The sequence below is a fragment of the Salinispora oceanensis genome (assembly GCF_000383575.1).
Lineage (GTDB): Bacteria > Actinomycetota > Actinomycetes > Mycobacteriales > Micromonosporaceae > Micromonospora > Micromonospora oceanensis.
On the sequence record NZ_KB911579.1, the window covers coordinates 604197 to 624593 of the forward strand.

The 20397-nt window shown below is 71.0% G+C and carries 17 protein-coding genes; 13 read left to right on the forward strand and 4 right to left on the reverse strand.

The features are described 5' to 3' along the window. Positions 1 to 30 precede the first annotated feature (30 nt). Positions 31 to 2769, forward strand: a complete 2739-nt coding sequence (gene aceE, locus SALPAC4_RS0102520; RefSeq protein WP_019869032.1) for a pyruvate dehydrogenase (acetyl-transferring), homodimeric type — start codon at positions 31 to 33, stop codon at positions 2767 to 2769. A 200-nt stretch (positions 2770 to 2969) separates the two neighbouring features. Here the strand turns inward: aceE and SALPAC4_RS0102525 are convergent, their stop codons facing one another. After that, a complete protein-coding gene (locus SALPAC4_RS0102525) occupies positions 2970 to 3416 on the reverse strand; it encodes an SRPBCC family protein (protein WP_018732846.1) in 447 nt (148 codons plus the stop codon). A gap of 188 nt (positions 3417 to 3604) precedes the next feature. Here SALPAC4_RS0102525 and gltX point away from each other — a divergent pair, with 188 nt between their 5' ends. Continuing rightward, complete coding sequence (gene gltX / locus SALPAC4_RS0102530) at positions 3605 to 5014, forward strand: glutamate--tRNA ligase (protein WP_027644772.1); 1410 nt, start codon at positions 3605 to 3607, stop codon at positions 5012 to 5014. A 251-nt stretch (positions 5015 to 5265) separates the two neighbouring features. Further along, complete coding sequence (locus SALPAC4_RS0102535) at positions 5266 to 5919, forward strand: hypothetical protein (protein ID WP_019869034.1); 654 nt, start codon at positions 5266 to 5268, stop codon at positions 5917 to 5919. A 73-nt stretch (positions 5920 to 5992) separates the two neighbouring features. Here the strand turns inward: SALPAC4_RS0102535 and SALPAC4_RS28190 are convergent, their stop codons facing one another. Further along, complete coding sequence (locus tag SALPAC4_RS28190; RefSeq protein ID WP_026271615.1) at positions 5993 to 6316, reverse strand: hypothetical protein; 324 nt, start codon at positions 6314 to 6316, stop codon at positions 5993 to 5995. A 120-nt stretch (positions 6317 to 6436) separates the two neighbouring features. Between SALPAC4_RS28190 and SALPAC4_RS0102545 the strand changes: the two genes are divergently transcribed. From SALPAC4_RS0102545 to SALPAC4_RS0102575, 7 genes are all read left to right on the forward strand, one after another. Continuing rightward, positions 6437 to 7807 (forward strand): PucR family transcriptional regulator, encoded by a 1371-nt coding sequence (locus tag SALPAC4_RS0102545; RefSeq protein WP_397537981.1) that lies wholly within the window; start codon positions 6437 to 6439, stop codon positions 7805 to 7807. 105 nt (positions 7808 to 7912) lie between these two features. After that, positions 7913 to 9082, forward strand: coding sequence for an acyltransferase domain-containing protein (locus SALPAC4_RS0102550; RefSeq protein WP_020113440.1), 1170 nt, complete (start codon positions 7913 to 7915; stop codon positions 9080 to 9082). A 40-nt stretch (positions 9083 to 9122) separates the two neighbouring features. Beyond that, on the forward strand, positions 9123 to 10070 hold the full coding sequence (locus tag SALPAC4_RS0102555) for a beta-ketoacyl-ACP synthase III (protein ID WP_019869038.1): 948 nt from the start codon (positions 9123 to 9125) through the stop codon (positions 10068 to 10070). A 72-nt stretch (positions 10071 to 10142) separates the two neighbouring features. Further along, positions 10143 to 10382, forward strand: a complete 240-nt coding sequence (locus SALPAC4_RS0102560; RefSeq protein WP_012183711.1) for an acyl carrier protein — start codon at positions 10143 to 10145, stop codon at positions 10380 to 10382. Positions 10383 to 10384: 2 nt separating this feature from the next. Next, complete coding sequence (gene fabF, locus SALPAC4_RS0102565; RefSeq protein ID WP_019869039.1) at positions 10385 to 11611, forward strand: beta-ketoacyl-ACP synthase II; 1227 nt, start codon at positions 10385 to 10387, stop codon at positions 11609 to 11611. Positions 11612 to 11623: 12 nt separating this feature from the next. Further along, positions 11624 to 13048, forward strand: coding sequence for an acyl-CoA carboxylase subunit beta (locus tag SALPAC4_RS0102570; RefSeq protein WP_019869040.1), 1425 nt, complete (start codon positions 11624 to 11626; stop codon positions 13046 to 13048). A 116-nt stretch (positions 13049 to 13164) separates the two neighbouring features. Further along, complete coding sequence (locus SALPAC4_RS0102575; RefSeq protein WP_188116840.1) at positions 13165 to 13851, forward strand: lipoprotein; 687 nt, start codon at positions 13165 to 13167, stop codon at positions 13849 to 13851. A 35-nt stretch (positions 13852 to 13886) separates the two neighbouring features. Here SALPAC4_RS0102575 and SALPAC4_RS0102580 read toward each other — a convergent pair whose 3' ends face one another. Together SALPAC4_RS0102580 and SALPAC4_RS0102585 are read right to left on the reverse strand one after the other, a co-directional pair. Continuing rightward, a complete protein-coding gene (locus SALPAC4_RS0102580; RefSeq protein ID WP_019869042.1) occupies positions 13887 to 15623 on the reverse strand; it encodes a glycoside hydrolase family 3 protein in 1737 nt (578 codons plus the stop codon). Positions 15624 to 15720: 97 nt separating this feature from the next. Continuing rightward, positions 15721 to 16212 carry a DUF3145 domain-containing protein gene (locus SALPAC4_RS0102585; RefSeq protein ID WP_018732856.1) on the reverse strand — a complete coding sequence of 164 codons (492 nt, stop codon included), beginning with the start codon at positions 16210 to 16212 and terminating at the stop codon, positions 15721 to 15723. 311 nt (positions 16213 to 16523) lie between these two features. Between SALPAC4_RS0102585 and SALPAC4_RS0102590 the strand changes: the two genes are divergently transcribed. The 3 genes from SALPAC4_RS0102590 (at position 16524) to SALPAC4_RS0102600 (ending at position 20270) form a co-directional block, all read left to right on the forward strand. After that, on the forward strand, positions 16524 to 16853 hold the full coding sequence (locus SALPAC4_RS0102590; protein ID WP_018732857.1) for a hypothetical protein: 330 nt from the start codon (positions 16524 to 16526) through the stop codon (positions 16851 to 16853). A gap of 286 nt (positions 16854 to 17139) precedes the next feature. Then, positions 17140 to 18057, forward strand: a complete 918-nt coding sequence (locus SALPAC4_RS0102595) for an alpha/beta fold hydrolase (protein ID WP_019869043.1) — start codon at positions 17140 to 17142, stop codon at positions 18055 to 18057. 95 nt (positions 18058 to 18152) lie between these two features. Further along, positions 18153 to 20270 carry a HelD family protein gene (locus SALPAC4_RS0102600; protein ID WP_019869044.1) on the forward strand — a complete coding sequence of 706 codons (2118 nt, stop codon included), beginning with the start codon at positions 18153 to 18155 and terminating at the stop codon, positions 20268 to 20270. The last annotated feature ends 127 nt before the right edge of the window (positions 20271 to 20397 follow it).

Here is a 20397-nt window from a genome sequence, read left to right on the forward strand (position 1 = left end):
CCTGACCAAAATCCAACCGAGGGAACGCCTGTGGCCACGGAACGCAAGCGCCCGGTGATCAGTGCCGGTCTGCCGAGCCAGCTTCCGGACATCGACCCGGACGAGACCGGCGAATGGGTCGAGTCGCTCGACGGTGTCATTGACGAGCGCGGGACGAAGCGCGCCCGCTACGTCATGCTGCGTCTGCTGGAACGAGCCCGCGAGCGTCAGGTCGGGGTGCCATCCCTGACGACCACGGACTACATCAACACCATCGCACCGGAGCAGGAGCCCTGGTTCCCCGGCGACGAACACGTCGAGCGGCGCATCCGGGCCTACATCCGGTGGAACGCCGCGATGTTGGTGCACCGGGCCCAGCGGCCGGAGATCGGCGTCGGCGGGCACATCTCGACGTTCGCCAGCTCGGCATCGCTCTACGAGGTCGGCTTCAACCACTTCTTCCGGGGTAAGGACCACCCGGGGGGCGGGGACCACCTCTTCTACCAGGGGCACGCCTCCCCCGGCATGTACGCGCGGGCGTTTCTCGAGGGTCGGCTCAGCGAGCACCAGCTCGACGGGTTCCGCCAGGAGCTGTCACACCCGGGCGGCGGGCTGCCGTCGTACCCGCACCCCCGGCTGATGCCGGACTTCTGGGAGTTCCCCACCGTTTCGATGGGCCTCGGCGGCGTCAACGCCATCTACCAGGCCCGATTCAACCGCTACCTGCACCACCGCGGCATCAAGGACACCTCCGACCAGAACGTGTGGGCGTTCCTCGGCGACGGTGAGATGGACGAGCCGGAGACGCTGGGCGCGATCGGTACGGCCGCCCGGGAGGAGCTGGACAACCTCACCTTCGTCATCAACTGCAACCTGCAACGCCTGGACGGACCGGTCCGCGGCAACGGCAAGGTCATGCAGGAACTGGAGGCGTTCTTCCGGGGTGCGGGTTGGAACGTCATCAAGGTTGTCTGGGGTCGCGAGTGGGACCCGCTGCTCGCCCGGGACACCGACGGCGCGCTCGTCAACCTGATGAACACCACGCCCGACGGTGACTACCAGACCTACAAGGCGGAGTCCGGGGCGTACATCCGGGAGCACTTCTTCGGCCGCGACCCGCGGACCCGCAAGATGGTCGATCACCTCAGCGACGACGAGATCTGGAACCTGAAGCGGGGTGGCCACGACTACCGGAAGCTCTACGCGGCGTACAAGGCCGCGGTGGAGCACACCGGGCAGCCGACGGTGATCCTGGCCAAGACCATCAAGGGGTGGACGCTCGGCTCGCACTTCGAGGGGCGCAACGCCACCCACCAGATGAAGAAGCTGACGCTGGATGACCTGAAAACCTTCCGCGACCGGCTCTACCTGGACATCCCGGACAAGGCGCTGGAGGAGAACCCCTACCTGCCGCCGTACTACCGGCCAGAGGCGAAGTCCGACGAGATCGAGTACCTGCACGAGCGGCGCCGGCAGCTCGGCGGCTACCTGCCCTCGCGGCGGTCCGGCACGAAGCGCCTCGCCATCCCGGGCCCCAAGAACTTCGCCGATGTGAAGCGTGGTTCCGGCAAGCAGAAGGTGGCCACCACGATGGCCTTCGTCCGGCTGCTCAAGGACCTGATGAAGGACAAGGAGTTCGGCCGACGCTGGGTACCGATCATCCCGGACGAGGCCCGCACCTTCGGGATGGACTCACTCTTCCCGACGCGGAAGATCTACTCGCCGCACGGCCAGCGCTACACCTCGGTTGACCGGGAACTGTTCCTGTCGTACAAGGAGGCGACCAGCGGGCAGATCCTGCACGAGGGCATCAACGAGGTCGGCTCGGTCGCCTCCTTCACCGCGGCCGGCTCCGCGTACGCCACGCACAACGAGCCGATGATCCCGGTGTACATCTTCTACTCAATGTTCGGGTTCCAGCGGACCGCGGACGGGCTCTGGGCGGCGGCCGACCAGATGGCCCGCGGCTTCCTGCTCGGCGCTACCGCCGGCCGGACCACGCTCAACGGCGAGGGCCTCCAGCACGAGGACGGTCACTCGCTGTTGATCGCCGCCACCAACCCGGCGGTGGTCGCCTACGACCCGGCGTTCGCCTTCGAGATCGCGCACATCGTGGAGAACGGCCTGCACCGCATGTACGGCGAGGCGCAGGAGAACGTCTTCTACTACCTGACGATCTACAACGAGCCGATCGTGCAGCCGGCGGAGCCGGCGGAGGTCGACGTCGAGGGCATCCTGAAGGGCATCTACCGGTACGCGCCGGCGCCCCAGGTAGACGGCCCGGCGGCACAGCTGCTCGCCTCCGGCACCGGCGTGCAGTGGGCGCTCAAGGCGCAGGACCTGCTCGCCCGGGACTGGGGGGTGGCCGCCAGCGTCTGGTCCGTGACCTCCTGGACCGAGCTGCGCCGCGACGCGGTCCAGGCGGAGGAGCACAACCTGCTCAACCCGACCGAGGAGCAGCAGGTCCCGTACGTGACGGCCAAGCTGGCCGACGCCGACGGACCGAAGGTCGCGGTCAGCGACTGGATGCGTGCGGTGCCGGATCTGATCTCCCGCTGGGTGCCCGGCGACTACACCTCGCTCGGCACCTGCGGGTTCGGCATGTCGGACACCCGGCACGCGCTGCGTCGGTACTTCCACGTGGACGCGGAGTCGATTGTGGTCGCGACGTTGCGGCAGCTCGCGCTCCGCGGCGCGGTCCCGGCGGGGGTTCCCGCCGAGGCGGCCAAGAAGTACGCAATCAATGACATCGGAGCGGCCCCGGTCGGTGAGACCGGCGGCGACAGCTGACCGACGGTCACGGCCGGCCCGGCGTGGAGTGTTCCGCGCCGGGCCGGCCTCGTCTCTCGGGTGTTCCGTCCGCATCCCCCTCGTGCGGCTACTGACGACACCGCACCCCGGGGTGGGGAGCCCACACGGTGGCGGTGGCCCGGATCCCTGGCTAGGACCTCAGGCCACCGCCGGAACGGGTTGACGCCAGGACGAGCCGGTCAGCCGACGGCGGCCAGGTCGGTCAGCCGGGCGAGCGAGTCCTCCAGGTCGGCGCCGACCCGACGCAGACCGAGCCGAAGCAGGGCGGCCTTGACCGGGCCAGCCGGCCAGCGTACGACGATCAGCCGCACGACCGTCCCGCCCTCCACCTCGTCAGCGGTGAGCTGGACGTAGATCTCGGTGCGCGCCTCCGCTCGGGCACCGGCGCCCTTGGCACGTTCCCGCCAGCCGATCAGGGTCGGCTCCTGGTAGGCGATCACCTCGGCCTCATGGGCCGCGCCGCGCCCCGCCTGGACCCGCTGCCGCCGGCCGAAGCCCTCCCCGGAGAGCACTTCCGCCGCCCGTACCCCGGCCAGCCAGGCCGGTAGCTGTTCAGCCCGCTGCACGACACCCCAGACCGCTTCGATCGGCGCGGTTACGTGCGAGCTGCGTTCCACGAGGATCATTTTCCGTCTTCCTCCAGTGCGAACAACCCACGATATCGGCACTCTATGCGCTATTTCGGACTTAATCGGACAGCTGGGTCCAAGACACGCCGAAAACCCTTGCCTCCATCCGTGCGATACGGGTATGGCCACCACCGATGGCGAGGGGCCCTGCCGGACGCCGGTACGGCCGGCCGTAGGCTGGGGGCGTGACGGTACGTGTACGCTTCGCCCCCTCCCCGACCGGAATGTTCCACGTCGGTGGCGCCCGCTCAGCCCTACAGTGCTGGATCTTCGCCAAGCAGCAGGGCGGGGCGTTCGTACTCCGGGTCGAGGACACGGACGCGGCCCGCAACAAGCCCGAGTGGACCGAGGGCATTCTGGCGGCGCTGGATTGGATCGGCATCGCGCGCGGCAGCTACGAAGGGCCTTACTTCCAGTCCTCGTACGCGACCGAGCATCGCGCCGCCGCCCGCCGGCTACACGAGGCCGGACGGGCCTACTACTGCGACTGCACCCGGGAGGCCGTACAGGCCCGTACCGGTTCAGCACACACCGGCTACGACGGCTTCTGCCGGGATCGGAATCTGGAGCCGGGTGCCGGCCGCGCCCTCCGCTTCCGGACCCCGGACGAAGGCACGACCGTGGTGGTTGACCTGATCCGTGGTGAGCCCACCTTCGACAACGGGCTGATCGAGGACTTCGTGATCGCCCGGAGCGACGGTTCCCCGGTCTTCCTGCTCGCCAACGTGGTGGACGACATGACGATGGGGATCACCCACGTCATCCGGGCCGAAGAGCACCTACCCAACACGCCGAAGCAACAGTTGCTCTGGGAGGCGCTCGGCGTGAAGCCGCCGGTGTGGGCGCACGTCCCGGTCGTCGTCAACGAGAAGCGGCAGAAGCTGTCCAAGCGCCGCGACAAGGTGGCCCTGGAGGCGTACCGCGACGAGGGCTATCTAGCCGACGCGATGTGCAACTACCTGATGCTGCTCGGCTGGTCGCCGGCCGGCGACCGGGAGATCGTGCCCTGGCCGGTGATTGAGGAGGAGTTCCGGCTGGAGGAGGTGAATCCCTCCTCGGCCTTCTTCGACGAGAAGAAGCTACGCGCGTTCAACGGCGAGTACATCCGAGCGCTGCCGGTCGCCGACTTCATCGCGGCATGCCAGCCGTGGTTGACCGGCACCGCGACCATCGCGCCTCCGCCGTGGCAGCCGGACGAGTTCGACGCCGAGATGTTCGCCGCGGTGGCACCGCTGGCGCAAACCCGGATCGCGGTACTCAGCGAGATCGTGCCCAACGTGGACTTCCTCTTCCTCGACTCGCCCCTGATCGACGAGGGAGCGTGGGCAAAGGCGATGAAGGAGGGCGCGGGCGACCTACTCGACGCGGCGATCGCCGCCTTCACCGCGGTGCCTTCGTGGGACGCGGACTCGACCAAGTCGACACTGGAGGCGGTCGGCGCAGAGCACGGCCTGAAGCTGGGCAAGGCCCAGGCACCCGTCCGGGTCGCGGTGACCGGCCGCCGGGTCGGTCTCCCCCTCTTCGAGTCGCTTGAGGTCCTGGGCCGCGAACGCACCCTGACCCGCCTACGGGCTGCCCGGCTCCGTCTCCCCTGAGGGAAAGGTACCTACCCTGCCGTCCGATTGTCCGGCGCGGTAGGTAAAATGCGCGGGTCGACCGACCGCGATCGGTGACTCCTCGGTGGAAGATCACAGATAGCTGAAATTTCTTCACCAGGAGGTGTGGCCAGCTGTCGCGTGACGGAGTCTATTGAGGTGGGGGCGTCCGGCCTAGCATCCGGGCACGGCGATTCGCGTGCACGAAGCCGCGGCGATGCCATCCATCGAACGGGGGCGAGGAGGCAGCGATGGTCCGTAGGATTCGGCGCTTGGTCGTGATCATGGCCAGTGGTCTCGCGGCGGGAGTGCTCGCACTCGGCCTGACCACACCCGCATCGGCGACGACGTCGAAGCCACCGCCCGCTGGCGTGGATATCACCGGTGCCGGAATAGCCGAGCCGCTACACCTACGCGCCGACACCCAGCCGAGCCAGCTGGCGGCCGTCATCGACCAGGTCAACTTCCTCGGTGGCGCTGGCCAGAGCAGCGAACCGAAGAAGGCCGACCTCGGTCCGAAGTACACCATCGTCGTGCTCTCCGGCGACGAGCCCAAGCAGACCTTCGACCTGTACCCGAAGGCCACCGGCGGGCCCCGCATCTACCGACCAGCCAAGCAGCCGGGCTCTCAGCAGACCACCGCCGGCTGGTTCTTCGGCCGGCTCACCATGTCGGAGACGCTGCGGAAAGCTGGCGTGCCGTTGGAACGGCAGGTGGACACGGTCGGCGGTGGGGCCGGCGGCAGCGAACGGATGATCCCGGAAGATTCGCTTGACCCCGCTGGAAACATCGACGAGGCCTTCAGCGGGTTTCCCCGGCTGCTCCTGGTCAACGTAGCCGTCGTGCTGACAATCACCCTCGGGCTGGCCGGGATCGCACTGCTGATCCGGCGTCGGACCCGCTGACGCCTTCGGGCTGACTCCGGTGCCGCGCCCGTGAGTGCGGCTGTTCCGGTCAACGACCGGAACAGCCGCTGGGTCAGCACCAGCGGCTGGGCGGTCGACCCGGTCGCCCGGCTCGCGATCGGGGTCGAACCGGGCCGTGCCGGTGCGCCCCCGCCCAGCCCGGCAGGCCACTGAGACAGCCCTGAACCGGGCCCGGCGGCGAACCGAGCGACTCCGCGGCCCGTTGCCGCGGCACCGCGGAATCGTCGTCAACGCGCTCCGGTAGGGGGCCGCTCGGTGTCTCGCCCGGCGCACCGCCGCCAAGCCACCGGTGGTTCTTGGTTGCCGGCAACTCGTGGTGGCCCGGCCGACAATGCCCGTCCTGGGCACAGCCGCGCTCGGCCTCCCCGTGCGCCATCCAGGTCTCCTCACCCTCGCCGTCGCCCACCGGCGCTGCCCGGCGTGCCCTGTCACCGTACTGGCCGGGACCGACGGGCGGTGCGGCACAGGTACCAGGTCACATTTGGAATCGACGCGAATCACCGAGCTCGGGCGAACCGACCAGGTGGGTCATCGAGGCGGGGCGCGGCCGACGCCAGCGCCACGGGGAAGGTCGACCACGGCCGCCGCAGCCCGCTCACCCGGCACAACACCACAGGTGACGACGTGTCAGGCTAGGGCGGTGAACGAGCCGGGAACCGAGCTGGCGGCCACGCTGCGCCGGATCGAGCGGGCGGCGGGAGCGCTCGCCACCGCCAGCGTGGCGCGGATGGACGAGACACTGCCCTGGTTCCGCGAGCTCCCGGCCGACCAACGCTCCTGGGTCATGTTGGTGGCGCAGGCGGGCGCCCGCTCCCTGGTGCAGTGGCTGCGCGCGGGCGGCGGCACCGCGGACAGCACCCAGGAGGTCTCGGACGAGGTCTTCGCGACCGCACCGCAAGCCCTGGCCCGTTCCATCAGCCTCCAGCAGACGGTAGCCCTGATCAAGGTGACCATCGACGTGGTGGAGGAACGGGTCCCGACCCTCGCCGCTCCCGGCGAGGAGCAGCAGTTACGGGATGTGGTGCTGCGCTACTCCCGGGAGATCGCGTTCGCCGCCGCCCGGGTCTACGCGCGGGCCGCCGAGTCACGGGGTTCCTGGGATGCCCGGCTCCAGGCCCTACTGGTTGACGCGCTGCTACGTGGCGACTCGCCCGACGTGTTGGCCAGCCGGGCGGCGGCGCTGGGCTGGGCGGACGCACCCCCGGTGGCGGTGGCGGTAGGCCGTTCCCCCGGCGGGGAGGTCTCCGCCGTGCTGCACACCGTCTACCGGTTGGCCCGGCGAATCGGCGCCGAGGTGATTGGCGGCGTGCACGGCGACCGCCTGGTCATCGTGCTCGGCGGGGTGGCCGATCCGATGGCCGCCACCGGCAAGCTACTCGACGCCTTCGGTGCCGGCCCGGTCGTGGTGGGCCCGGCTGTGCCGAGCCTGGACGAGGCCACCGACTCCGCCCGGGCCGCTCTCGCCGGGTTCCGAGCCGCCCCTGCCTGGCCGGCCGCGCCCCGACCGGTGCCCGCCGCCGACCTGCTACCGGAGCGGGCGCTCGCCGGAGATGCCGAGGCCCGCCGCCGGCTGCGGCACGATGTCTACGCCCCGCTGGCCCGCTCCGGCGGGGAGCTGCTCGAGACCCTGGATGCCTTCTTCACCGCCAGCGGCACCCTGGAGAGCGCCGCCCGGGCGCTCTTCGTGCACCCGAACACGGTGCGGTACCGGCTGCGCCGCGTGGCGGAGGTGACCGGGCTCTCTCCCCTCGCGGCCCGGGACGCGTACGCGCTCCAGGTGGCGCTCACCGTCGGCCGGCTCGACCCGGTAGTTGCCCTGACACCGAATCGGACAACAACCCCGGGTACTCCCAAAGCGGGGCAATAAGCTGGCCGTGTCGGTGGATCTTTGTAGGATTCCTCCAAAGGTTCTAGTGCGGTTTGGTGCAAGGCGGCACAGCGATACCCGCGCGAATCCGGGAGAGTCGTATCCGTGCTCGCCGTACTCTCCCCCGGCCAGGGTTCACAGAAACCCGGCTTCCTGACCCCTTGGCTCGACCTGCCCGGAACCGAGGCGCGGTTGCGCTGGTGGTCCGCGCTCGCCGGGGTCGACCTGGTGTATCTCGGCACGGCCGCGGACGCTGACGAGATCAAGGACACCGCCCGCACCCAGCCGCTGCTCGTCGCGGCGGCGCTGCTCGCCGCCGAGCACCTGCCGATGCACGATGTCACGCTCACCGCCGGCCACAGCGTCGGCGAGCTGGGCGCGACCTCGCTGGCCGGAGTACTCACGCCGGAGGCCGCGATCACTCTGGCCGCCGTCCGGGGGCGCGAGATGGCAGCTGCCTGCGCGCTGGAACCGACCGGGATGGCTGCACTGCTCGGCGGCGACCCCGACGAGGTGCTCGCGACCATCGAGAGACACGGGCTGCACCCGGCCAACCGCAACGGCACCGGCCAGGTCGTTGCCGCCGGCTCCCTTGGCGGGCTGGAGAAGCTCGCCGCTGAGCCCCCCGCCCGCGCCCGCGTCCGCCAGCTACAGGTGGCCGGCGCCTTCCACACGCCGTACATGGCCCCGGCCGAGGCCGCCCTGGCCACCGTGGCTGCCGGCGTCACCCCCACTGATCCGACTCACATCCTGCTGTCAAACCTCGACGGTGCCGCCGTGAACCACGGCCGGGAGATGGTGCAGCGGCTGATCCGCCAGGTCACCGCCCCAGTCCGTTGGGACCTGTGCCTGCGCACCCTCGCCGACCTCGGCGTGACCGGGGTCATTGAGCTGCCCCCGGCCGGGACCCTCGCCGGCCTGGTCAAGCGGGAGCTGAAGGGCGAGGCCGCCCCGGAGATCGTCACCCTCAACACCCCGGACGACCTGCCCGCCGCACGAGACCTGATCGCCCGGCACAGCGGCCTCGGTGGCCACGAGCCGACCATCCAGTTCCGGGTCGTGGTCTCCCCTGCCGCCGGCACCTTCGTCCCCGCTGATGAGCTGGCCGAGGGCGTTGACCTGCGCGCTGGTCAGATCATTGGCCACGTCGCCACCCGGCAGGGCTCGGTCGAGGTCACCGCCCACGACAGCGGCCTGCTCACCGAGTGGCTCCCCCACCACGACGACCCGGTAGCCCCGGGCCAGCCGCTGGCCCGAATCGGCGGCCACACATGACATCGCGGTACGCATGGCCGTATAGGGAAGGACAGCCTTGATGAGGACGGGCAGCCGGATCGTCGCGCTCGGCCACTACCAGCCATCCCGGGTGGTAACCAACGACGAAATCGCCCAGCTGGTGGAGACCAGCGACGAGTGGATCCGCGACCGGGTCGGCATCGCCAGCCGCCGGATCGCCGACGGCGAGACGGTCACCGACATGGCCGCCGCCGCCGCTGGCAAGGCGCTGGCCGGCTCCGGCCTGACCGCCGCCGACATCGACCTCGTCGTGGTGGCCACCTGCACCTCAGTCGATCGCAGCCCGAACGTCGCCTCCCGGGTCGCGGCCCGGCTCGGGATCACCTCGCCCGGCGCGTTCGACCTCAACACCGCCTGCTCCGGCTTCACGTACGCCCTCGGCACGGTCGACCACGCTGTTCGGGCCGGCGCAGCGCGGAACGCCATCGTCATCGGCGCGGAGAAGCTCTCCGACTTCACCGACTGGACGGACCGTTCGACCTGCATCATCTTTGGTGACGGGGCGGGAGCCGCAGTGGTCACCGCCACCGAGGCGGATGAGCCGGCCGGCATCGGCCCGGTGCTGTGGGGCTCGGTGCCAGAGCGCGGCGACGCGGTCCGGATCGAGGGATGGCGCCCGTACGTGCGGCAGGAGGGACAGGCTGTCTTCCGCTGGGCCACCACCGCGCTGGCGCCGCTGGCACTACAGGCGTGCGAGCAGGCCGGAGTCGCCCCGTCGGAGCTGGCGGCGTTCGTGCCGCACCAGGCCAACACCCGCATCATCGACGGCATCGTCAAGCGACTCGGCATCCCGCAGGCGATCGTCGCGAAGGATCTGGTCGAATCCGGCAACACCTCGGCGGCGAGCATTCCCCTGGCCCTGTCGAAGCTGGTGGAGCGGCGTGAGGTCCCCTCCGGCGCGCCAGTGCTGCTGTTCGGCTTCGGCGGTGGCCTGACCTACGCCGGTCAGGTCATCCGCTGCCCCTGAGACCCGGCGTGCCTCGCCACGCCACCCTTCGCCACCGCGGCGAAGTAACCCCGATGAGAGGAACCAACAGCAATGACCCGTGACGAGATCACCACCGGCCTCGCCGAAATCCTCGAAGAGGTTGCCGGGGTGACCCCGGACGACGTGGCCGAGGGCAAGTCCTTCACCGACGACCTGGATGTCGACTCGCTGTCGATGGTGGAGGTCGTGGTGGCCGCCGAGGAGAAGTTCGGCGTGAAGATCCCGGACAACGAGGTGCAGAACCTGAAGACCGTCGGGGACGCCGTCAGCTACATCGAGGCGCAGTCCTGACCATGGCCCACACCGACGTCGTCGTCACCGGTCTCGGCGCGACCACCCCGCTGGGCGGGGACGTCGCGTCAACCTGGGACGCCATGCTCAATGGCCAGTCCGGGGTGAGCGCGCTCACCCCGGACTGGGCCGAACAGCTACCGGTCCGGATCGCGGCCCAGCTCGCGGTCGAACCGGCTGAGCTGCTGGACCGGGTCAAGTTGCGCCGGCTGGACCGCTCCGAGGCGATAGCGATCATCGCCGCGAACCAGGCTTGGGCGGATGCCGGTCTCGCCGACTCCGGGCTGGACCCGGAGCGGCTCGGCGTCAGCGTCGGCTCGGGCATCGGCGGCGCACTGACCCTGCTCTCCCAGGACGACATCCTGGAGGCCTCCGGCCCACGGCGGGTCTCCCCGCACACCATTCCGATGCTGATGCCGAATGGCCCCGCTGCCTGGGTCGGCCTGGAGTTGGGCGCCCGCGCGGGTGTGCACAGCGTGGCCAGCGCCTGCGCCACCGGCGCAGAGGCGATCACCCTCGGCATGGACATGATCCGCGCCGGGCGCGCCGATGTGGTGCTGGCCGGCGGCACCGAGGCGGTCATCCACCAGCTGCCGATCGCTGGCTTCTCCTCGATGCGGGCGATGTCCACCCGCAACGACGAGCCGGAGAAGGCCTCTCGCCCCTGGGACAAGGCCCGCGACGGCTTCGTGCTCGGCGAGGGTGCCGGGGCGATCGTGCTGGAACGCGCCGACCACGCCGCGGCCCGCGGTGCCCGGGTGTACGCACGGCTCGCCGGCGCCGGAATAACCTCCGACGGCTACGACATCGTGCAGCCGCACCCGGAGGGTATCGGCGCGGTCCGGGCTATCGCGAAGGCGATCGCCGACGCGGACATCGACCGGAACGACATCATGCACGTCAATGCGCACGCCACGTCAACCCCGGTCGGCGATATGGCCGAGATCAAGGCTCTGCGCCAGGCGCTGGGCGACCACCCCGTCCTGACGGCGACGAAGTCGATGTCCGGGCACCTGCTCGGCGCGGCCGGCGCCCTAGAGTCGATCGCCACAATCCTGGCGATTCGGGATGGTGTGGTGCCACCCACGATCAACCTGGACGACCCGGATGACGGTCTCGACCTGGATGTGGCCGCTAACAAGGCGCGTCACCTGGAGATCCCCGCTGCGCTGAACAACTCCTTCGGCTTCGGCGGGCACAACGTGGCTCTCGTCTTCACGCGGGCCTGAGAGGAGGCTCACGTGACCACCACTGTTGCCGGCCCCGAAACGTCCACCGTGGACTACCGGGATCCGGAGCTGCGGCTCCGGTCCCTGTTCGACGCGGGCACGCTCCGCCTACTCGCCCCACGAGACACCTCCGGTGTGCTCTGCGCCCGCGGCGAGATCGAGGGCACACCGGCCATCGCGTACGCCACCGACGCCACGAAGATGGGCGGCGCGATGGGCATTGACGGCTGCCGACACATCGTTGACGCGATTGACACCGCCGTCCGCGAACGGGTGCCCGTCCTCGGGCTCTGGCACTCCGGCGGAGCCCGGCTCGCCGAGGGCGTGGTCGCGCTCGACGCGGTCGGTCAGGTCTTCGCCGCCATGGTCCGCGCCTCCGGCCGGGTACCACAGATCTCCGTCGTGCTCGGTCCCGCCGCGGGGGGTGCCGCCTACGGGCCGGCGCTCACCGACATCGTGGTGATGAGCGGTGCCGGCCGGATCTTCGTGACCGGCCCGGAGGTCGTCCGCAGCGTCACCGGCGAGCAGGTCGACATGGCCCGCCTCGGTGGCCCCGAGCCGCACGGCCGACGCTCCGGCGTCGTCCACGTGACGTGCCGGGACGACGAGGAGGCGCTGGCCCAGTCGCGCCGACTCACAGCCCTCCTCGGCCACCAGGGCCGACTCTGCCCAGACGACGTGCCGGCCACCGCCGAGGAGGGGCACGACCTGGCCGCGAAGATGCCGGCCGAGACCAACCGGGCGTACGACGTCAAGCCGGTGGTCAAGGCACTGCTTGACGCGCCCGGTGTCGAGCTGCACGCCAAGTGGGCCCCGAACATCGTCACCACCCTAGGGCGCTTCGCCGGCCGGACGGTCGGCGTCATCGCCAACAACCCACTGCGGCTCGGCGGCTGCCTCGACGCCTCCAGCGCCGAGAAGGCGGCCCGCTTCGTGCGGATGTGCGACTCGCTCGGCGTACCGCTGATCGTGCTCGTTGACGTCCCCGGCTACCTGCCCGGGCTGGGCCAGGAGTGGGACGGGGTGGTCCGGCGTGGGGCGAAGCTGCTGCACGCCTTCGCCGAGGCGGTCGTGCCGCGGGTGACGCTGGTGACCCGCAAGGCGTACGGCGGCGCGTACATCGCGATGAACTCCCGTTCCCTCGGTGCGACCGCGGTCTTCGCCTGGCCGAACGCGGAGGTCGCGGTGATGGGTGCCAGCGCGGCGGTGAACATCCTGCACCGCAAGAAGCTGGCGGCCGCGCCACCGGAGGAGCGCGAGGCGCTGCGCGCCGAGCTGATCGAGGAGCAGATCCGGGTCGCGGGTGGAGTGAACCGGGCGTTGGAGATCGGTGTGGTCGACAACGTCATCAAGCCGGCCGAGACCCGCCGACAGATCGCTGAGGCGCTCGCGGCGGCACCGGCCGGTCGTGGCGCGCACGGCAACATCCCGCTCTAGCGGAGATCCGACGGCCCCCGGGTACCGCCGACCGCGGTGTCCGGGGGCCGCCGCATATCTCTATCCCGGTGGGTGGCCGGTACGCTGCGCGGCGTCGGTCCAATTCGATCCTCGGGATGTGTACTGTGCGGCGTCATCGTCTACCGGCCACGCTGGCCGTTCTCGCCCTCCTGGTCCCGGCGGGCTGCGGCGCGGAGAAGGAGGAGCCGGCCGACGCCGGCTCGTCGGTCGAGAACACGGCTGTCGGCGAGCCCTGGTACGACGAGATCGCCCCGGCCAGCGCCGACGGTGCCGCCGGTGGCGCGGACGGGCCGTGCCCGCTGCCGGTCACCTTCCCGGTCGCCGCGGGCTGGCAGGCCGAGACCGTCGAGTTGGACCCGGCGACCGCCGCTGATCCGGAGCTGGCCGCCGAGATGGCGGCGATGATGATGCTCCGCGGTGGCGCCACCGCCCGGTGCGAGGTGGACGGCCGCGATGCAGGCGGCGGTTTCCTCCGGGTCTGGACCACCGAGCAGGGTGTCCCGCCTCGGGCGGCCCTGGACGCCTACCTAGCCGACACGTCACTCGAGCAGGCCACCGAGGCGCAGTTCCGCGACCTGACCGCCGGTGACGTCACCGGTGTGGAGGCGACCTGGGTCAGCCACAACGACCTACTCGACGAGGTCAGCCGGAGTTGGGCAGCGGCCATACCGGCGGATGGGCAGTCCCTGCTGTTCACGGTCAACGAGAGTCTCATCGCCGAGGCATCCGATGTGCTGCCGGCGTACCGGTTGACGGTACAGGGGCTACGAACGACGGACTGACGCGTCGACCGGCTGGCCTCGGCTGGCCAGGTGACTCAGCTGCCGCAGGTTGTGGCCGGCAGGCCGGATACCGGCACCGGTGTGCGGCCGGCGGGGGTGACCTCGCCGGCCAGCACCCGCGCCAGCCCGGTCATCGACGCCTGGCTCGACGAGTAGGTCGCCAGCAACGCCGGGGAGTCCGCCTCGGCCAGCAGGTACGGGGTGTCCATGGCGACGGTCACGGCGGCGTCGGCGCTCAGATCGTCGGCGCTGTCGCCGTAGCCGACCAGGTGGACCACGGCACCGCCGGTGTCGGCCACCGGCACCCCGGCCGCGGTCAGCTTCTCGATCAGCGTCGCCCGGGTGTGCTCCCGGCCGGCGGAAGCGGTCACGGTGACCGGCCCGGAGACCGGGCTGCCACACGGGCCGCGCAGCGCGGTCACCGCGGCGGTGGCGAGTTCGGTGGCCGCCGCCTGGTGGGCCGGCGCGCCGACGACGTCCAGTTCCGGGGTGGCCGCACCGGCCAGGGTGAACTTCATGGTCAGCACCCGGGTCACCGCCTCCACCAGCCGGGTTCGGGGCAGCGAGCCGTCGCGCAGTGCGGCGAGCAGCCCGTCGTACGCCTGGCCGACGTTCGGCGGCATGAGAATCAGGTCGTTCCCGGCGTTCAACGCACGGACCGCGGCCTCGCCGGGCGACCAGCGCTTGGCCGGAGCCATGTTCATCCCGTCGGTGATCACCACACCCTGGAAGCCGAGTTCGCCGCGGAGCACCTCGGTGAGCAGGGTATGCGAGAACGTCGCCGGGGTGCCCGGGTCGACCGCGCGAACGTCGAGGTGCCCGGACATCACGGCGAGGGCGCCGGACCCGATACCGGCCGCGAAGGGACGCCAGGCCTCCAACTCGAGCACGGTGCGGGGCTGCGGCAGCACCGGCAACTCCTCGTGCGAGTCGGTGGCGCTGTGCCCGTGGCCGGGAAAGTGTTTCAGGGTTGCCGCGACGCCGGTCGCCTGCAGACCACTCACCACCGCACTGACCTGCTCGGCCACCATCGACGGGTCGGCGCCGTACGACCGGGACCCGATCACGGTGCTGGGGGTGACCAGCACGTCGGCGACGGGAGCGAAGTCCACGTTGACGCCCATCGCGGCGAGTTCGGTGCCGGCGGCCCGCCAGGCAGCCTCAGTCAGCTCGGGTCTGCCGGCCGCACCCGCGGCCAACGCGCTGGGCAGCATGGTGACCCCGTCGGTGATCCGGGTAACCACCCCGTACTCCTGATCGGTGCCGATCAGAAACGGCGCCTCGCCGGTGGCCAGGCCGGCGGCGGCGGACCGCAGCCCGGTGGTCAGCTCCCGGACCTGTTCCGGGCTGTCGACGTTGGTGGTCTCCTGGTTGCCGCTGGTCGGGTCGTCCGCGCTGAAGCCGACGAGAATGAGCCCACCGAGGCGGTACTTCGCGATCATTTGGGCGGGGGTGTCGACGCCGGCCAGTTCCTGGTTGCCGGCGGCCGAGCCAGCCGAGACCTGATCAGCGGCGGCACCGTAGGCGTACGGCATCAACACCTGGCCGACGAGGTCCTCATCCGCCAGCGTGCTGGCCAGGGCGGCGGCACTGGCCGCCGGGTCCTCGACCGGGCCGGTGGGCGGCGGGCCGGCCGCCGGGCCACTCGTCGCCCGGGTCGGCTGCGCGCGCCCCGGCCCGCCAGTGCAGCCAGCAAGAAGCAGGGCAGTGAGTGCGGCCAGCGCGATGACCGCGACACCGCCCCGTCGTGCAGGTATCGACACGCGAGCCATCCCACTCTCTCGACGCCGGTCGGGGCAAGTCGACCCTACCCGCGCCGAATGGCCGCCGCCGAAACACGTGACGCCCTCACCTTCGTGGGTGCAGCCCTCAGCCGACGCGGGTGAGCAACGTCACCGGAGCGCCGTCGCCGGCGTACCGGTAGGGCTCCAACTCGGCGTCCCAGGCCGCGCCGAGGGCCTTCTCCAAAGCGTGCGCGAGGGCCTCAGGCGCCCGGGCATCGGCCATGATGCTGCGCAACCGGTCCTCACCGAGCTGGATGTCGCCGGCCGCGCCGATGGTTGCCTGGAAGAGCCCGCGGCCCGGGACGTACATGAAGCGCTCTCCGTCGGTGCCGGGACTCGGCTCCTCCGTGACCTCGAAACGAATCATGGGCCACTGCCGGAGGGCAGCAGCCAGCTCGGCGCCCGTTCCAGGGCGACCGGTCCACCCGCACTCCGCCCGGCGGGCGCCGGGGTCGACGGGCTGAGCTGTCCACTGCAGGTTGACCGGCGCCGCAAGGACGCGCGCGATCGCCCACTCGACGTGCGAGCACACGGCGAGCGGGGTCGAGTGGACGTATACGACGCCACGCGTTGGCACGGTGACCTCCCGGGGAGCGAGGTGCGTCTTCCCCTACGACCTCGTCGCGCCAGGTGGCTACCGGGGCACATCATGACTGGTGTGACGGATGGTGCGCCAGGGATTCGGAAAATCCGGGTCTCGGAATAGCCGGTCGGGTGAGCCCGTTGGACCAGCCCGAGGCGGTGGCCAACCCGGCCGTACGCTCGTGTACAGTTCCATTGGCGGCCTGTGCCGCGAACTTCTCCGCGGGATCACCCATCGGGTGAGGTCCGCACCAGCCCCCGGACGTCTTACCCGCGTCCTCCCGTACGTCTGCAAGGAGTACCTCCGTGGCGAGCAACACCTCGAAGACCGCGCGCGCGTCTGTCCGGGCCGGCCAGGCTGGCCAGGGTGGTGCCCTCAGCGTGCTGGGCGAGTTCAAGTACGTGATCCCACTCAACGGCGGCCGGAACGCATACGTGCGTAACCTGACCAACGGCAAGACCGCGCACCTGCGCACCGACTCCGACGCTTTCGTCGAGGAGATCCGGACGCTGGCCGCCGCAGGTCACTCCGCCAAGATCCGGGCGGAGCTGAACTCCCTCAACACCACCCACCCGGGTGACGGCTGGGACGCCACCGAGAAGCGCCTCGTTGAGGCCGGCGTCTTCGAGGGCTGACCCTCCCGCCAGCCAGCTGCCCCACTCGGGGAGCAACGAACGATAGTGGGCCCGTCGGGATCTCCCGGCGGGCCACATCGTGCTAGCCAAGCGCCGCGCTACCCGGCCGCCGTGTCACTCGGCCCGCGGAGCGCCGTGCTACTTGCTACTCGGCCCGCCGAGCGCCGTGCTACCCGGACCGGAGGCCGTCTTCCTCCGGCAGCTGTCCCGTGGTGTCATGACAGGTAGCCGGTGTTGCCACCGGGTACCGCCGGGTGACGGATCCGCGCGGCCCAGGGAGGCGGCGATGCCGGACGTACAGGAACTCCGCCTCACGGACGCTGTTCGCCTGCACATCGAAACCGACGGTCCGGTTGACGCCGAGGTGACCGCCGTGCTGCTACACGGCTGGACGCTGGACGGAACCATCTGGCACCGGCAGGTCGCCGAGTTACGAGACCGCTTCGGCGCTCAGGTACGGGTGGTGACCTACGACGCGCGCGGGCACGGGCGATCCAGCTGTATGACGCTGCCCACCGCCACCCTGGCCCAGCTCGGCGACGATCTCGCGGCAGTACTGGATGCGGTCATCCCAACCGGGCGGGTGGTGCTCATCGGCCACTCCATGGGCGGAATGACGATCATGGAGTACGCTCACCGCCACCCCACGCACTTCGCCGCCCGCGTCGCCGGTCTGGTCTTCGTCTCCACCACCGCCGAGGGGCACACGCACACCGTCTATGGCCTGTCACCCCGGGTCGCCCGGTTGATCCGGCTCGCGGAGAGCACCGGCGCCGGACTCCTAGCCCGCTGCGGATCCCGGCCGCCGCCCCGGCCGTTACTCCGCGCCCTCCGGCCCAGCCTCCGCTGGATACTCTTCGGCGACCGGTACAACCCGGCCGACCTTCACCTGGTCACCCACGCCGTTGCCCACGCGTCGCTCCGCTCGATCGGCGGGTTCCGCGCCTCGATCGGAGCCCAACACCGGCTGGCGACCCTGACCGCCCTGGCGCACCTGCCGAGCGCCACGCTGGTCGGCGACCGAGACCGGCTAACCCCGCTGCCGTGTACCGAGTCCATCGCGGCCGCACTGCCGAGAACCCGACGGCTCGTGTGCCCCGGGGCGGGTCACCTGCTGATGCTGGAACGCCCCGGCGCGGTGAACGCCGCCCTGGCCGGGGTGCTGGGCCAGGTTCTCGACGGCCTCACGCCGGTCATCCGGTAGGGCCGCACCGAACCTGAAACACGCGGGACACGGCCGGGGCGTACTCTCGTGCGGTTGACCACCGCGCTGGTCACCGACGCCAGGAGGAACGAACGTTGACCGACCGGACCGAGCTGGAGCAGGAGATCGCCGTCGAGCAGCGGCACCTGGACCGGGTGTACGCACGCCTCGCCGAGCTGCGCCAAGCGGCGGTCCGCGCCGAGTCCGACGGCTATCGTCTGGCCCGGGTCGGCAACTTCGGCGCGCTGGTCGAGCGGGATGCGATGGTCTTCCACGCGGCGCAGCGCCGGTACCTGCTCGACGCTGAGCACGAGGGGCTCGTCTTCGGTCGACTCGACCTGCACAACCGGCAGGTGCTGCACATCGGCCGCCTCGGCATCCGGGACGAGAATGCCGGGACGTTGGTGGTGGACTGGCGGGCCCCGGCCGCCGCCGCCTTCTACCAGGCGACCCCGGCGCAGCCGCTGGGCGTGATTCGCCGCCGCATGATCTCCTCGAGCGGAGAGCGGGTAACCGGGGTCGAGGACGACCTGCTCGACCCGGCTGCCACTCCACCGGAGATGACGACGGTCGGCGACGGCGCCCTGCTGGCCGCCCTGTCCCAGGCGACCGGACGAGGTATGCGGGACATTGTGGCGACCATTCAGCGGGAGCAGGACGAGGCGATTCGCTCCCCGGGCTCCGGTGTCACCGTGGTCGCCGGGGGCCCCGGGACCGGCAAGACGGCGGTGGCCCTGCACCGCGCGGCGTACCTGCTCTACACCGACCGCAGCCGGTACGCCGGCGGGGGCATTCTGGTGGTCGGGCCGTCGGCGGTGTTCGTCGACTACATCGGGTCGGTGCTGCCGTCGCTGGGCGAGGAGACCGCCACCCTGGCCGCGCTCGGTGGGCTCTTCCCGGGGCTGCGTGCGACCCGTACCGACCCACCGGAGGTCGCCGCGGTGAAGGGCTCGCTGCGGATGCGGCGGGTCTTGGAGCGGGCCGCCCGGGACGCGGCGCCGGGCACCCCGGACGAGCTGCGGCTGCTCTACCGGGGCGAGCTACTGCGGGTGGACTGTCGCGAGCTGAACGCGATCCGCGATCGGGCGTTGCGGCGGGGTGCGCGGCGCAACGAGGTACGCCGGGTCGGCTTCGACGGCGTCTTCGCCGCGCTCTGGGCGCAGGCCCGGCAGCTGGGCATTCCCGGTCTGCCGCAGCAGCGGGCGTTCGAGGACGAGCTGGCCGACCGGACGGACTTCCGCGAGTTCCTCAAGGCGTGGTGGCCGCGGCTACACCCGCGGCACGTACTCGGCTGGCTGGCCGAGCCCGAGCGGCTGCGCCGGTACGCCGCCGGCGTGCTCTCCGCCGACGAGGTCCGGCTGCTCGGCGACGCGTACCGGGCCGGGGCCGCCCTTGGGTTGACCGTGGCCGACGTCGCGCTGCTCGATGAGTTGGACGCCCGGTTGGGCAAGCCGATGCAGCCGGCCCGGCCCCGGCGGGACCCGTTCCAGCTAGCGGGCGGGGTACGCGAACTGAGCACGTTCGCCGATCGGCAGCGCGCCGCCCGAGCGGCGGCCCGGGAACGCCCTGAGGACTATCGCGAGTACACGCACGTGGTGGTGGACGAGTCCCAGGATGTGTCGCCGATGCAGTGGCGCATGATCGGCCGCCGGGGGCGGTTGGCCTCGTGGACCGTCGTCGGCGACCCCGCGCAGACGGCGTGGACCGGCGACCCGGCGGAGTTGGTTCAAGCCCGCGACCAGGCGCTCGGGCGGCGCGCGCGGCACCACTTCACCCTAACCACCAACTACCGCAACCCGGCGGAGATCTTCGCGGTGGCGGCGGCCGAGATCCGACAGGTTGACCCGGACCTACCGCTGCCGACCGCCGTCCGCTCCACCGGGGTTGACCCGGTGCGGCTGAGCGTACCGCCGGCGGAGCTGGAGACTACCGTGCTGGCAGCGGTCAACACCCTGCTCGCCGAGGTCCCCGGCACGGTCGGCGTGATCACGCCGGTGCCGCGCCGGGCCGAGGTCGCCGGTTGGTTGGACGGGCTCGACGCGCCCCGGTTGCAGGTGGTGACGAGCCTGGAGGCCAAGGGCATGGAGTACGACGGCGTCGTCCTGGTCGCCCCGGGCGAGATCCGCGCGGAGCCGGGGTCGGGCGTGCGGACGTTGTACGTCGCGCTGTCCCGCGCCACCCAGCGACTCACCACGGTCGACCTGTCCGACTGAAACGACCCACCACGGTCGACCTGTCCGACTGACCGGTGCTCGACCGTTTTGCACCGCCCAGGGGAAGGTTGCTTCACACGTCGCGATGTGAACATAGGTTGGGCACAGGACCGGACAGCCGGCGGAA